This window comes from Sphaerisporangium flaviroseum (assembly GCF_039537005.1).
Classification (GTDB): domain Bacteria; phylum Actinomycetota; class Actinomycetes; order Streptosporangiales; family Streptosporangiaceae; genus Sphaerisporangium; species Sphaerisporangium flaviroseum.
Genome location: NZ_BAAAZR010000052.1, coordinates 239427 through 253626, shown reverse-complemented (window position 1 = coordinate 253626; position 14200 = coordinate 239427). Strand labels below are relative to the sequence as shown.

The following is a 14200-nucleotide window of genomic DNA, read 5'->3' as shown; positions in this document are numbered from 1 at the left end:
CTTTTGCTAACACGAAGCAGGCGTCTACAAGCCCGGACATCCCATCCCCGGCGAACCTCGCATGGCCGCGGAGTTCGGCATCGCGCGCCGGACAGCACGCAAGGTGATCAACGCACTCTTGGACGAGGGTCTGATCTACACGGTCAAGAACATCGGCACCTTCGCCGCGGACCCAGCCATAGGCCGGCCACCCGACCAGATCACCCCGCAAGATGACCCCGACGAGGGCGACGAGCCATCAGCTCAGCCTCAGTGAACCACCCGCCAGCGTCGACCGACAAAGGGCACCAGGACCAGGCCGCCAACGACGACTGGCGTCCCACATGATGCTGCCGCCTCAAGATCGGCTGCTGGCGCTGCGGGAGTGCGTCGTGCACTTCGCGCCGTACGGGTTCCGGCCCACGTGGCATCACCTGCTGGTCAATGCGCGCATCCCTCGACGCTTGGAGGACGATTCTGCCTCGCTGGTGCGGGCCGTCGCCGAACTCGACGAGGCCCGCCATCTGTGGATGGAGTGCAGCAACGCCTATGCGGCACGCCGTCGCCAGAAGCGGAAGGTCGGCGGTTCGACCCCGCCCCTGACCGCCTACCACGCCTCCGTGGACGTAACCCCCTGGCACCGCCAGGGCGGTCAGGTGGCACGCTGAGCAGCGGGTACTGCTGGACGGTACAAAACGATCATTTTTCCACAATAGGGCCCACGAGCATCGGGCGGTCGAGCATGTCCGGCCTGAACGGCACCCCCGTGACCTTCGCCGCCAGGGCGAAGCCCCTTGGCACGGCGGTGTCGTAGTTGTCCTCCCAAGCGACGTCCCACGCGGCCTCGTCCTCCGGCTTGTCCAGCCCCATGCCCAGCTCCCGCATGAAGCCGTTGAGCCGGTCAGGGACGGAGCCGTAACGCTCGTGCGGGTGTCGCAGCCGGTAACCGGTGACAACCGTGCCGTCGATCGCGTACTCGAAACTGTGCTCGGCGGCGTAGTCGTGCCGGGTGACCGCCAGCACCTCACAACCCCGCGACAGCTCGGTCACCACCTCGTGGAGCGTCACCATCCAACCGTGGGGCTCGATGGCCACGCACCACTCGCCGGCCTGGATGACGCCTACGTAGCCGCCGCCAGCCCCGCCGTGCGTCTCGTTGACGAACTCGTAGGCCTTGGCGTCGAGCCCGCCGAAGTCCGACTCCTGGCCGGAGCTCTCACCGCGGCTGAAGCGGCGCACCACCTCCGCTGGGTCGAGCCCACGGAAGAAGGCCACGCTGAAGATCACACCCAGTGCGCCGCCGCCCGAGCCCTCGGACTTGTTGAGCCACTGGAACGGGGCTAAGGGGTCGGATGTCGTCATGCGGGACATAGTGGCAGGCCGTACCGACAATCAGTCGAGATCGGCGGCCACCCCGATCCGCGACGCCAAGCCCTTGGGCGACGCGAGAGTCACCAGCAGGGTGGTCGGTCGCCAGCCCAGCGGCTCGTGCGCCCGCTCCCGCGTGACGGTGTCCCGGGGTCTCCTGCACACCCGCAGCGTCGGCACCAGCCCTCGGTGCCGTCATCGGCCTCCAGGGCCCGGCACGCCAGGACCGCGATCGGGCTCCAGACGCTGGCCGACCACGACCAGGTCTGCTTTCCAGGGCACGCGGTGTGGCCGTCGCCTGAAAGTGGTTGGTGCCGAGTCAAGTGGTGTGTGAGGGTGCATGCATGGCGAAGACGGTGGACGTGCGCGATGTGGCGGGGTTGGTCGAGGTGGCGCAGCACGGTGAGCGGATCAAGTACCTGATGTTCTGGGGGCACCGGCCGACGCGTTCTGGGGCTATCGGGGACGGGTGCCTGTCGCAGTGGTGGCCAGCGGACTTCGCCGTGGACGGCGTCGTCTATCGCACGGCGGAGCATTTCATGATGGCGGGTAAGGCGCGGCTGTTCGGTGACGAGGAGACGGCCGCGGCGATCGTGGCGGCCGATCACCCCAAGCAGGCCAAGGATCTCGGGCGCCGGGTGCGGGGTTTCGAGGAGGAGACGTGGGTGTCGGCCCGCTTCGATCTGGTGGTTCGGGGCAATCTCGCCAAGTTCGGCCAGCATGCCGATCTGCGAGAGTTCCTGCTGGGTACTGGTGAGCGGGTGCTGGTGGAGGCGAGCCCGGTGGACCGCATCTGGGGGATCGGGCTGGCGGCCGACGATGAACGAGCCGAGAGGCCGGAACTGTGGCAGGGGTTGAACCTGCTCGGGTTCGCCTTGATGGAGGTGCGTCAGGTCCTCCGGCAACAGTGACAGCGGGGTGGGTGCCCGAGCTAGCGTGGCCCTGATGCGGCTCAGGCCGTAGCGGTACCTGATCCATTTGCTAACGCCGGTGCTAACAGCCTCCGTGGATGTCGGTAGACGGCGGTAGAAGACGATGAGAGCGATGTGGACTCTGAACAGGGAGTCAGGCACATCAGTGGACGTCGATAGACGATCTCGAACTGGCTTGTGAACCGTAGGTCAGGGGTTCGATTCCCCTCGTCGGCTCTCTTGTCGAAGGCCCCTTGCGATCTTCACAAGGGGTCTTTCGCGGAACAGGGCGGGGTGTGAGGGGGGTGGTCACTCTTCGCAGGGCAGGCGCACGGTGATCGTGAGGCCGCCCTGGTCGCGGCGTTCGGCGGTGATCGTGCCGCCGTGGGCGGCGGCGATGGCGCGGGCGATGGAGAGGCCGAGGCCGCTGCCGCGCTCGGAGTCCAGCCGGTCGCCGTGCAGCCGCCGGAACGGTTGGAAGATCGCCTCGATCTCGCCGGGCGGCACGGCGGCCCCGGTGTTCCCGACCACCAGCTCGACCATGTCGCCGCACCGCCGGGTGGTCACCCACGCCTCGCCGTCCCGCTGGTTGTGCCTGATCGCGTTCTCCACGAGGTTCTGCGCCAGCCGTTCGACCAGCGCCGCGTCACCTGCGGTGGGCGCGCATTCCGGCGTGCTGTGCACGGTGACGCCGCGTTCCTTCGCCTCGGCCGCCGCCTGCTCCACGGCGTGCTCGACCACGTCGGCCAGGTCGAACCGGTTGCGGTCGAGGACCGGTCGCTCGCCTTCGGCCAGGGCGAGCAGGCCGTCGACCAGCCGCTGGTGCCTGGCGTTCACCAGCAGCAGCGACTCGCCGAGCCGCCGGACCTGCGCGGGCGCGCCGGGCTCGCGGACCGCCACCTCCACCAGCGTGCGGTTCACGGCGAGCGGGGTGCGCAGCTCGTGCGAGGCGTTGGAGATGAACCGCCGTTGCCCGTCCACGACCCGGGCCAGCCGGCCGAGCATGCCGTCGAAGATGTCGGCCAGTTCCTTGATCTCGTCGTACGGGCCGTCGTAGCCGATGCGCTCGGCCAGGTCGTGGCTCTGCGCGACGCGCCGGGCGGCGAGGGTCACCGTCCGTGCCGGGCGGAGCGTCCGGCCGGCCGCCCACCAGCCGGCCGCGCCGGCGATCACAGTGGTGACGATCAGGGCCACGGCTCCCCAGAGACGCACGGCGTGCAGGGTGTCGGCCAGGTAGATCCGCTGGATCCCCTCCTCGTAGCCGAACCGGAGGACGTCCTTCCTCGACACCCATTGGCCTTCCGGGGTGCGGACCATGAGAGCGCCGGTCTCCTGGGGGAGAGGTCCGAGGCTCAGCTGGACGACGAGGTGGACGATGGCCAGCAGCAGGGCGCCGATCAGGAAGGACATCCCTCCGAACAGCAGGGCGAACCGCATCCGGATGGTGGTCCTCATGGGATGCGGTACCCGACGCCGGGGACGGTCTCGATGACCTGTGGCTCGCCGAGCTTGCGGCGCAACTTCATCATCGTGGTCCGTACGGTGTTGGTGAAGGCGTCGACGCGCTCGTCCCAGACCTTCTCCAGCAGGACCTCGGCCGAGACGACGGTGCCGCGGGCGCGCAGCAGCTCGGCGAGCAGGCCGAACTCCTTGCGGGCCAGCGGGACGTACCGGCCGTCGCGGAACACCTGGCAGTGGGCCGGGTCGAGGGTGATGTCCCCGCGCCGGAGGACCGGCGGATCGGCGGGGGTGGCGCGCCGGCCCAGGGAGCGGACCCTGGCCACCAGCTCGTCGAAGGCGAACGGCTTGGTCAGGTAGTCGTCGGCGCCGAGGGACAGGCCGGCCACCCGGTCGCGGACATTCCCCGCGGCGGTGAGCATGAGGATCCGGACCAGGCCGCCCGCGTCGACCGCCTTCCGGCAGACGTCGTCGCCGTGCACGCCCGGCAGGTCCCGGTCGAGGACGAGCACGTCGTAACGGTGGACGGCGAGCCGTCGCAGGGCCGCCGCGCCGTCGTAGGCGACGTCCACGGTCAGCCGCTCGCCGCGAAGGCCCGCCGCGATCAAGTCGGCGAGCATCCGCTCGTCCTCGGCGATCAGGACCCGCATCGCGCCCCTTCCGTAGTCCCTCCGCGCACCCGTATGCCCCGGCGGGCGCACCCGTACGTCCCGGCGGGCACCAGGGTGGCAGCGGCGGAATAACGCGGGCGTAACCAAATACGGTTACGTCACCTTGATCGGCCGTCTGCTGGAGTGCCCCTGTCGTCCGCACCCTCTCCTGCACATCCTCGGGGCCCAGATGTCGTTCGCCTCCCCCTTGTTCCTGTGGTTCTTCATGCCGGCCACGCTGGCCGCGTACTGCCTGCTCCCGCCGCGCCGGCGCAATGCGGTCGTCGCCGCCGCCAGCCTGGTCTTCTACACCTGGGGCGCCGGACCGTACGTCCTGCTGCTGCTCGCGGCCGTCGCCGTCAACTACGTCGCCGGGCTCGCGCTTGGCTCGGCCCGGCTGCGCGACCGGCCGGGGGCGCGCCGCGGCGTGCTGCTGGCGGCCGTCGGGTGGGACGTGGCGGTGCTGGCGGTGTGGAAGTACGCCGGTTTCGCCAGCAGGCAGGTGGACGCGCTGGCGGGGGCGCTGGGGCTGGGCCACACCCCGGTCGTGGCCCTGGCCCTGCCGATCGGGATCTCGTTCTTCACCTTCCACCACCTGTCGTACGTGGTGGACGTCTACCGAGGCAGCACGCCCGCCCAGCGGAGTCCCGTGCGGTTCGTCACCTACATCGCGATGTTCCCACAGCTCGTCGCCGGGCCGATCGTCCGCTACCACGAGATGGCCGGGCAGCTCGGCGACGCCCGGCGCGACCGCCTCGGCGACCTCGCCGCGGGCTTCCCGCGCTTCGCCCTGGGGCTGGCCAAGAAGGTCATCGTCGCCGACTCGCTCGCCCCCGTCGCCGACGCGGCGTTCGCGCAGGCGGAGGGGCAGATCAGCACCCCGACGGCGTGGCTGGGGGCGTCGGCCTACGCGCTGCAGATCTACTTCGACTTCTCCGGCTACTCGGACATGGCCATTGGCCTGGGCACAATGGTCGGATTCCGGCTCCCGGAGAACTTCGACCGGCCGTACACGGCGTACTCCGTCACCGACTTCTGGCGGCGCTGGCACATGTCGCTGTCCCGCTGGTTCCGCGACTACGTGTACATCCCGCTCGGCGGCAACCGGGGCGGCGCGCCGAGGACGTACCGCAACCTGCTGGCCGTCTTCGCGCTCTGTGGCCTGTGGCACGGCGCCGGCTGGACCTTCCTGGTGTGGGGCCTGTACCACGGCGCTTTGCTGGTGGCCGAACGGCTGCTCGGCTGGGACCGCCCGCCCACCGCCGCGTGGGCGGGCGTGCTGCGCCGCGGCGCCACTCTCCTGCTGGTCGTGGTCGGCTGGGTGGTCTTCCGGGCGGAGAGCATGCCGGACGCGTGGGGCATGCTGCGGGCGATGTTCACCTGGCGTCCGGGCGAGCTCGACGAGTTCGTCGCGTACACCGCGAACCGCCAGCGGATGCTCGTCCTCGCTCTGGCGCTCGCCGTGGTGGCGTCGCCGGCCGGGCCGGCGCTCGGCCCGCTGATCGAGGAGGGCCGGGGACGGGCGGCGCGGGTCGCGCGCGCCGTGGTGATCTGGGTGGCCGCCCCCTATGCGGCGATGCTGGTCGCCGCCGGAACCTTCAGCCCTTTCCTCTACTACCAGTTCTGACAGAGATGATGGAGGTGAGCACTGTGCGGACCGGACCGGCGTCGCCCCGGGCCAGAGGCCGCCGCCCCACGGCACGGCGGGCGGTGGCGCCGCTGGCGGCGGCGCTGTTCTTCTTCGGCCCCGCCCTGGCCTTCGTCGCGGGTGACCGTGCGGTGGAGATCGAGAACCGGAGGCTGCCGGAGTTCCCGGCGCTGTCGCGGGGCTGGGACGTCATCCCGGACGCGGAGGCGTGGGCGACCGCCCATCTGTCGCTGCGGCGGTACGCGGTACGCGCGGACGCCGCCCTCTCGGAGCTGCTATTCGGGGACGCGTCGTCGCACGCCAGGACGGGCCGGCCAGACTATCCGCGGGTGGTGGAAGGGCGCGACGGCTGGCTCTACTTCGGCGACGACGTGACCGAGGCGTGCCGGCCGCGCCGCCCGGTCGCCGACACCCTCGAACGCCTGCGCCGCCTGGCCGAGATCGTGCGCGGGTCCGGCCGGCGGTTCCTGGTCACCGTCGCCCCCGACAAGACCACCGTGTACCCGCACCGGCTGCCGGAGCGCTTCCCCGGCCAGAGCTGTCTCGGCGAACGCAAGCGGGAGTTCTGGGCCGCACTGCGGATGGCGCGCCTGCCCGGCTACGTGGATCTGCGGGGCCCGCTGGAACGGACGCAGCGCGACTCCGGCGCGCCGGCGTACTGGCGGACCGACAGCCACTGGACCGAGCGCTCCGCGGGGCTGTACGGCGCCGAACTCGCCCGTGCCCTCGACCCCGGCCTGTCCCGGCACACCCGGCTGGTCAGGACGGGGCGGGCGGTGCGCGACGGCGACCTGGGCGGGCTGCTGGGCGTGCCCCGCGAGGAGACCGTCGAGCGGTGGCGCCTGGACCGGGACGGCGTGCGGCGGCTCCGACAGGACGACCGCGAGCTGCCGGTGTCCTTCCGCACCGCCAACGCCTCCGGCCGCGCATCGCTGTACCGGCCGAGGACCCTGCTCATCGGCGACTCGTTCACCCGCAACTCCCTGCCGTGGGTGCTCCCATACTTCGCCGACCTCACCTACCTGCGCAGCGACGCCCCCGCGACGGTGGGGGCCGACCAGGTCGCGTGGGAGGTGGCACGGAGCGAGACGGTGGTGGTGGAGATCGTGGAGCGTCACCTGGTCGGTGGCCGCGTCGAGATGCTGGACGACGCCGTGCTCGCCGCCCTCGAACGGGCACTGTGAAATGGTCCTTCGCTTCGCTCAGGGCCGTGGGCTTCGCCCGCCGTCGGTCGCGGAAGGACGGCGCTTCCCCTCGCGCCCGGTCACGGCCTCTCGCGATCATCGCACTCTCCGTAAGCTGTGGGTGTGTCCCCCGCACTGGTCCTGCTCGATGGCGTTCGGTGGCAGGGTGTGCGCGTGGTCGGTGATCGCGCGCAGACCTTGCTGGCCGTGCTCGCCATGCATGGGCGGGCAGGGGTCGGTGACGAGCGCTTGGCCGAGGAGTTGTGGCCCGAAGAGGTGCCGGCCAACCCCGCGAAGGCGTTGCAGGTGGTCGTCTCGCGGACCAGGGCGGCGACCTGTGCCGACGTCGTGGTGCGGATCGCGCGTGGTTACCGGCTCGGGCTGCCCGCCGATCAGGTGGACGTGCTGCTGCTCGGCAGTTTGGTGGAGCAGGCACGGGCCGCACTGGGCGAAGACGACATGGTGCTCGCGTGCCGCCGCGCCGAAGAGGCCATGGGTCTGGTGGCCAGCGGCGTGGACGGAGCCACGGGGCCGCTCGCTGAGCTGAGGGGCGTCGCCGCAGGGTGGGTGGCCGAGGCGCGCCGGGTGGTGGCGATCGCGCGGGGGCGGAGCGGTGCTCACGAGAGCGCGTTGCCGCTGCTGGAGGAGGCCGTGGCCGATCGGCCGCACGACGAGGAGCTGCTCGCCTGCCTGTTGCGCAGCGAGGCCGCCGTACGAGGTGCCGCCGCCGCTCTGGAGCGTTACGAGCGGTATCGCGCGGGTCTGGTGGCGCGGCTCGGCACCGGGCCAGGGCCTGAGCTTGCCCGCGTGTACGCCGAACTCCTGGTCGCCGATCGGCCGGTGCGTGAAGGCATCCTGTTCGACGGTTCCTCGCTGCTCGGCCGCGACGACGACATCCGTGCGGTGCACGCCCTGGTGCAGACCAACCGGGTGGTCTCCATCATCGGCCCTGGCGGGCTGGGCAAGACCCGGCTGGCTCATGTCGTCGGCAGGAACGCCGCGCAGCCCATCGCTCACTTCGTCGAACTCGTCGGGGTCTCCTCGCCGGACGGCGTGGTCGGGGAGGTGGGCTCGGCACTCGGGGTCCGGGACTCGGTCAGCGGGCGTCGGGCCCTGACCACCGAGCAGCGCTCCGACGTTCGCGCCCGGATCGCCCAGCATCTCGACCAGGCTCCGGCGCTGCTGATCCTGGACAACTGCGAGCACGTGATCGAGGCCGTCGCCGATCTGGTGGCGTTCCTGACCGTCACGACCCGCGACCTGCGGGTGCTGATCACCTCGCGCGCCCCGTTGTCGATCCCCGCCGAACGCGTCTACCTGCTTGGCGAGCTGCCCAGGGGCGACGCGGTGGAGTTGTTCCGCCAGCGCGCCACGGCCGCCCGCCCAGGTGTGCGGATCGAGGAGGGAGTGGTCGAGGAGGTCGTCGTCCGCCTCGACGGGCTGCCGCTCGCGATCGAGCTGGCCGCGGCCAAGGTGCGGGTGATGTCGGTGGAGGAGATCGCGCGGCGCCTGGCGGACCGGTTCGCTCTGCTGCGCGGCGGGAACCGTATGGCCCCCGACCGGCACCAGACGCTGCTCGCGGTCATCGACTGGTCGTGGAATCTGCTGGGCGACCCGGAACGGCAGGCGTTGCGGTGGTTGTCGCTGTTCGGCGATGGTTTCACGCTGGCCGCGGCCGAGCACGTCCTCGGCCCGGACGCCCTGCACGTCGTGGACGTGCTGACCGAGCAGTCGATGCTGAGCGTCCGCGAGACGACGTACGGCCTGCGCTACCGGATGCTGGAGACCGTCAGGGAGTTCGGGCGGATGCGGTTGAAGGAGGCCGGCGAGGAGGCGCCCGCCCGGGCGGCGCAGCGAGCCTGGGCGACGGCGTACGCCCTCGAACACGCTTTGGCGGTGTTCAGCCCGGCGCAGTTCGCGGCGGTCGACGCGTTGCGCGTCGAGGAGGGCAACCTCGCCGATCTGCTCCGGCAGGCTCTCGGCGAGTCCGATCCCGTTACGACGGTCCAGTTACTGGTCGGCGTCGGCACGCTGTGGTCGATCCGTGGCGACCACTCCCGGATCCTCGTCCACTGGGATGCGATCAACGAGGTGATCACCGGCTGGGTGCCGCCGCCACACCTCGTCGAGGTGACCAGGGCCGCCATACTGATCACGCTCATGAACATCGTGATCATCACGGATCGCCGCGGCGATCCGTTGCGCGATCTCCTCCGTACGCTGCCCACCAGTGACATGACCGATCCCCACGTGGGGGCGATGACCACGGTGCTGCTCGCGTGCGACGTGGCCGACGGCGCCGAGGTGCACCGCCGGCTGGCGATGTTGAGCCGGAGCACCGACCGTGCCGTCGCCTTGGCGGCGACGCAGTTGAGCGTCCACGTCCTGGAGAACGCGGGTGACGTGACCGGGGCGATCGAGGCCGCCGAGCGCACCCTGATGATGCTCCCCGAGGACGATGGGCCGTGGCTCGCCGCGATCATGCACGCCGTGCTGGCCCACTTGGTCGTGCATCTCGGCGACCACCGGCAGTCGGTCGAACACGCGCGGACCGCCATTCCGGTGCTCAGCCGGCTCGGCGCCACCGATGACGAGATCCAGCTACGCGCGGTGCTGCTGACCTCCGCGCTCATCGATGGCGACCTCGGCACCGCGGAGGCCGAGCTCGCTGAGATCACCCGGATCAACGACAACGAGGCGGTGTTCGGCGCGATGGCGATCGCCTCGTTGTGCGCGGCGGAGCTCGCCCTCGCCCGCGGCGAGACGGCCGCCGCGCTCGCGCAGTACCGCCTGGCCGTCCAGCGGGCACGCGATCTGCGCCTGCCCGGGGTGTCCCGCGCGGAGTTCACGCCGTGGACGATGATCGCGGTGTCGGTCACTTTGACGGCGTACGCGTACCACGCCCCGCCGGAAGACGTCCGGTACGGCGAGGAGTTGTTCTCCGCCGCGCGGGACTTCGACCTGCTGGGTGTGGAGAACCCCATCCTCGACTTCCCGCTGTGCGGTTCGGTGCTCTTCGCGCTCGGCGCCTGGGGGTTGCTGCGGGAAGCCATGGCCCCCGGCGACGCGATCGGGTTGCTGGTGCTGGCCGAGCGGTTCGCGTACAACAGCGGCATGCCCAGCATGACCTTCAAGCGGATCGAACCGTACGCGGAGCTGGCCGCGCCCGGGATGATCGCCGCCGTGCGGGCCCAGTACGGCGATCGACGCGGCCCCGACCTGCTCGACGAGGCACGGAGTCTCGTCGAGCAGGTTTCCGGGCATGACGGACGGAGGTCACATGTGCCGTTTGTAGCTTCGTACCGACAGCGGCGCGAAGATCGCGATGACGATCAGGCACGCCAGGAGCGTCCAGGCCACCTCTCCGCTGACCAGGGCGTCGTTGGCGAGGTCGCGGGCGGCCGTGACCAGATGTGAGACCGGGTTGACCCGTACGAACGCGGCCAGCCAGCCGGGCAGGGTCTCGACGGGGACGAACGCGTTCGACAGGAACGTCAGCGGGAACAAGATCATCATGGAGATGCCCTGCACGGCCTGGGCGCTCCGGGCGATCGTGCCGACCCAGGTGAAGACCCACGCGAGCGACCAGCCCGTGAAGATCGCCAGCAGGATCGCGGCGAGCACGCCGCCCGCTCCGCCGCCCGGGCGGTAGCCCAGCACCAGGCCCATTCCGAAGGTCAGTGTGGCGGCGATCGTGTAGCGCAGCAGGTCGGCCACCATCGGGCCGGCGAGCGGCGCGATCCGGGCGATCGGCAACGACTTGAACCGGTCGAAGACACCCTTCTCCATGTCCTCGCGGAGTTGCGTGCCCGTGGCCATGCACGTCGTCAGCACGGTCTGGGCGAGGATGCCGGGGATCATCAGGGGGAGGTAGCTCTGCACGTCGCCGGCGATGGCGCCGCCGAAGATGAAGGCGAACATCGCGGTGAACAGGATCGGCTGCAGCGCCACGTCGAAGAACTGCTCCGGGTTGCGGCGCATCTTCTTGAGTGCCCGCCACGCCATCATCAGGGTCTGACCGAGCGTCTCCCCCATGGAGATGCGCCGCCGGGCGGCCGCCACGCGGTCGGCGGCCCGGACCGCCTCACGGGCGGGTGCGATCGTGGTGCTCATCGGTTCTCCTCCGTGCCGGTCTGGTCGTCCCCGTCCGTTTCGTGGCCGGTGAGGGCGAGGAACACCTCGTCCAGGCTGGGCTTGGCCACGCTCACCGAGGAGATCGACACCCCGGCGGCACGCAGCGCGATCAGTACGTCCGCGGCCAGATCGGCCTGGTCGAGGGCGACGTTGAGGCGGCCCTGCTCCGGGCTGAGGATCGGGTCGGAGCCGAGGACGCGCCGCACGATCTCCATAGCCGCGGGCCCCTGACCCGGCTCGGCGAGCAGCAACTGGAGGGCGGAGTTGCCGACCGTGGTCTTCAACTCGTCGGGGGTCCCTTCGGCGACCTTGCGGCCGTGGTCGATGACGGCGACGCGATCGGCGAGCTGGTCGGCCTCGTCCAGATATTGCGTGGTCAGCAGCACCGTGCAGCCGTCGGTGACCAGACCGCGGATGGTGTCCCACATCTGGCCGCGCGTGCGCGGATCGAGACCGGTGGTCGGCTCGTCGAGGAAGATCAGCGGTGGCCTGGTGATCAGGCTGGCCGCCAGGTCGAGGCGCCGGCGCATGCCGCCGGAGAACTGCGCGATCGGTTTGCCGGCGGCCTCCTCCAGACCGAACTGGGCCAGCAGTTCGGTGGCGATGCGCCGGGCGCGCGGCGCGGCGATGCCCTGCAGGCGACTGAAAAGCCAGAGGTTCTCGCGGGCGGTCAGGTTCTCGTCGACCGATGCGTACTGTCCGGTGACGCCGACGAGTTGGCGGATCACGTGCGGGTTGGCGGCCACGTCGACCCCGAAGATCTCGGCACGGCCCGCGTCGATCTTCAACAGGGTGGCCAGCATCCGTAGCATGGTGGTCTTGCCGGCGCCGTTGGGGCCGAGGACGCCGAAGATCTCACCCGGGCGTACGTCCAGGTCGATCCCGTCGACGGCACGATGCTCGCCGAACGTCTTCACAAGCCCTTCGGCACGTACGGCCAGATCGGTGCCCCCGTCGTCGGAGGCCGGGCCGCCCCCGGTATGTCTGAGTTCTGTGATGCTCATGGCTTCACTCTCGGTGGCGCCGGTTTCACGGCACCCTCGACCGGGTTTCACCGGTTGCCGGGACCTGTTGCCGTACGCCTCTTCACGCGTGCCGGAGGCGCGGCGTATATTCCGTGAAGTACGTACTTGACGTCCATTGTGGAGTTGGCGACGGTGAACCTTTCGGAGATCGAGTTCGTCGATCGCATGGGCCTGATCATGGAGCGTCTGGGCGGGACACGCACGATGGGCCGCATGTACGCGTGGCTCATGATCAGCGATCCGCCCGACCAATCCCTCACCGACTTGGCGGCGGAGCTCGGCGTGAGCAAGACCGCCGTCAGCACGGTCGCCAGGCATCTGGAGGTGAGCGGAATGGTGGAACGCGTTCCCAGCTCCACCCGCGAGCACCGCTACCGGATAGTCGGCGGTGGGTGGGCTCAGGTCATGCGGGTCCAGCTGGCCATCCTCAAGCAGAGCCTCGACACGCTCGACTTCGGGCTGTCGATCCTCGGCGACGACCGACCCGGCCAGCGCGACCGGCTCAAGGACACCCGGGAGTTCTTCGCCTTCATCCTGCAGGACTCGGACCAGATGTTCGAGCGCTGGAAGGAGCACCGCGAGAAGTCGTCCTGACGTACATCAGCAGAGGGATCCTCAACCAAGGAGAGGCGATGTCCGACATCGTCAAGCGGTACGACCTCCCCGAACGGCACTTCTGGCTGCACGGGCCCCGATCGGGCCCGCCGGTCGAGTTCGACGCCCGCACCGGGATGTGGAACGTCTACGGGTACCCGGAACTGCACGAGGTCCTCGGTGACCCCGCGACGTACTCCTCCGACACCATGCGCGTGGTCCCCAAGGAGATGCTGCCCAGCGAGGACGACTTCTCGCTGAAGGGCTTCATCACCCAGATCGACCCGCCGGAGCACGGCAAGCTCCGCAAGCTGGTCAGCAGCGCCTTCACCCGCAAGGTCGTGGGGGATCTCGAACCGCGGATCGCCGCGCTCACCCACGAGCTGCTCGACGCGGCGCGTGAGCGCGGCCGGTTCGAGCTCGTGAGCGATCTGGCCTATCCGCTGCCGGTCATCGTCATCGCCGAGTTGCTCGGGGTGTCCAGCGGTGATCGCGCCCTGTTCAAGCAGTGGGCCGACGCGCTTTTCCAGCGTGACGCCGAGATCTCGCTCAACCAGTCCGCCGAGGAGCGCAGCGCGGACATCGAGGCCACGATGAAACCGTGGAAGGAGATGTCCGCCTATCTCGCCGGCCACGCCGCCGAACGCCGGCGGCAGCCGCGTGGCGACCTGCTCACCAGGCTGGTGGAGGCCGAGGTGGACGGCGAACGTCTGCCGGACGATCAGGTGGTCAACTTCGCGATCGTCCTCCTGCTCGCGGGGCACATCACCACGACGATGCTGCTCGGCAACACGGTGTTGTGCCTGGACGCCTTCCCCGAGCAGCAGGCCGGGGTACGCGCCGACCGCTCGGCGATCCCGGCGGTCATCGAGGAGTCCATCCGGTTCCTGACCCCGTTCGCCCTCCTCGGTCGCGCCACCACTCGCGAGGCCCGGCTCGGCGGGGTGACGATCCCGGCCGACCAGATGGTCATGCTCTGGCTCGGGGCGGCCAACCGGGATCCACGCCAGTTCCCCGACCCTGACGTCTTCGACCCCGACCGCGACCCCAACCCGCACCTCGGCTTCGGCCGCGGCATCCACTTCTGCCTGGGCGCTCCCTTGGCTCGGCTGGAGGGACGGGTCGCCCTGAACATCCTGCTCGACCGTTTCGACACTCTGCGTACCGACCCGGCCGACCCCGTGCAGTTCATTCCCACGCCGTCCCTTACCGGAGTGCGCCGCCTTCCGCTCATGCAGGGGTGATGGTC

11 protein-coding genes and 3 pseudogenes are annotated in these 14200 nt (G+C 70.2%); 8 read left to right on the top strand and 6 right to left on the bottom strand.

Features of this window, described 5'->3' with window-relative positions:
• Positions 1-28 precede the first annotated feature (28 nt).
• Together ABD810_RS37760 and ABD810_RS37755 are read left to right on the top strand one after the other, a co-directional pair.
• A pseudogene (locus ABD810_RS37760) lies at positions 29-256 on the top strand (GntR family transcriptional regulator); the annotation flags it as partial.
• A 67-nt stretch (positions 257-323) separates the two neighbouring features.
• Positions 324-647 carry a hypothetical protein gene (locus ABD810_RS37755; protein ID WP_344952459.1) on the top strand — a complete coding sequence of 108 codons (324 nt, stop codon included), beginning with the start codon at positions 324-326 and terminating at the stop codon, positions 645-647.
• Between the two features lie 31 nt (positions 648-678).
• Here the strand turns inward: ABD810_RS37755 and ABD810_RS37750 are convergent, their stop codons facing one another.
• Positions 679-1341 carry a DUF6461 domain-containing protein gene (locus ABD810_RS37750; RefSeq protein ID WP_344952457.1) on the bottom strand — a complete coding sequence of 221 codons (663 nt, stop codon included), beginning with the start codon at positions 1339-1341 and terminating at the stop codon, positions 679-681.
• Between the two features lie 90 nt (positions 1342-1431).
• Positions 1432-1629 (bottom strand): annotated as a pseudogene (locus ABD810_RS37745) (hypothetical protein); the annotation flags it as partial.
• A gap of 62 nt (positions 1630-1691) precedes the next feature.
• Between ABD810_RS37745 and ybiA the strand changes: the two are divergent.
• Positions 1692-2258 (top strand): riboflavin biosynthesis intermediates N-glycosidase, encoded by a 567-nt coding sequence (gene ybiA / locus ABD810_RS37740; RefSeq protein ID WP_425567031.1) that lies wholly within the window; start codon positions 1692-1694, stop codon positions 2256-2258.
• Between the two features lie 309 nt (positions 2259-2567).
• Here ybiA and ABD810_RS37735 read toward each other — a convergent pair whose 3' ends face one another.
• On the bottom strand, positions 2568-3713 hold the full coding sequence (locus ABD810_RS37735; RefSeq protein ID WP_344952455.1) for a sensor histidine kinase: 1146 nt from the start codon (positions 3711-3713) through the stop codon (positions 2568-2570).
• A complete protein-coding gene (locus ABD810_RS37730) occupies positions 3710-4366 on the bottom strand; it encodes a response regulator transcription factor (protein ID WP_344952453.1) in 657 nt (218 codons plus the stop codon). The genes ABD810_RS37735 and ABD810_RS37730 overlap by 4 nt, the downstream gene beginning before the upstream one ends.
• A 124-nt stretch (positions 4367-4490) precedes the next feature.
• On the opposite strand from ABD810_RS37730, the gene ABD810_RS37725 reads away from it, so the two are divergent.
• The 3 genes and pseudogenes from ABD810_RS37725 to ABD810_RS37715 form a co-directional block, all read left to right on the top strand.
• The gene (locus tag ABD810_RS37725; RefSeq protein WP_344952451.1) at positions 4491-5993 is read left to right on the top strand and encodes an MBOAT family O-acyltransferase; all 1503 of its coding nucleotides are present in this window, start codon (positions 4491-4493) and stop codon (positions 5991-5993) included.
• 14 nt (positions 5994-6007) lie between these two features.
• Positions 6008-7198 (top strand): alginate O-acetyltransferase AlgX-related protein, encoded by a 1191-nt coding sequence (locus ABD810_RS37720; protein WP_344952449.1) that lies wholly within the window; start codon positions 6008-6010, stop codon positions 7196-7198.
• A 216-nt stretch (positions 7199-7414) separates the two neighbouring features.
• Positions 7415-8458 (top strand): annotated as a pseudogene (locus ABD810_RS37715) (AfsR/SARP family transcriptional regulator); the annotation flags it as partial.
• A gap of 2016 nt (positions 8459-10474) precedes the next feature.
• Here ABD810_RS37715 and ABD810_RS37710 read toward each other — a convergent pair.
• A complete protein-coding gene (locus ABD810_RS37710; protein WP_344952447.1) occupies positions 10475-11311 on the bottom strand; it encodes an ABC transporter permease in 837 nt (278 codons plus the stop codon).
• Complete coding sequence (locus ABD810_RS37705) at positions 11308-12336, bottom strand: ATP-binding cassette domain-containing protein (RefSeq protein WP_344952445.1); 1029 nt, start codon at positions 12334-12336, stop codon at positions 11308-11310. The genes ABD810_RS37710 and ABD810_RS37705 overlap by 4 nt, the downstream gene beginning before the upstream one ends.
• Before the next feature lie 126 nt (positions 12337-12462).
• Here ABD810_RS37705 and ABD810_RS37700 point away from each other — a divergent pair, with 126 nt between their 5' ends.
• Together ABD810_RS37700 and ABD810_RS37695 are read left to right on the top strand one after the other, a co-directional pair.
• The gene (locus tag ABD810_RS37700; RefSeq protein WP_344952443.1) at positions 12463-12951 is read left to right on the top strand and encodes a GbsR/MarR family transcriptional regulator; all 489 of its coding nucleotides are present in this window, start codon (positions 12463-12465) and stop codon (positions 12949-12951) included.
• 38 nt (positions 12952-12989) lie between these two features.
• Positions 12990-14195 (top strand): cytochrome P450, encoded by a 1206-nt coding sequence (locus tag ABD810_RS37695; RefSeq protein WP_344952441.1) that lies wholly within the window; start codon positions 12990-12992, stop codon positions 14193-14195.
• Positions 14196-14200: the final 5 nt, after the last annotated feature.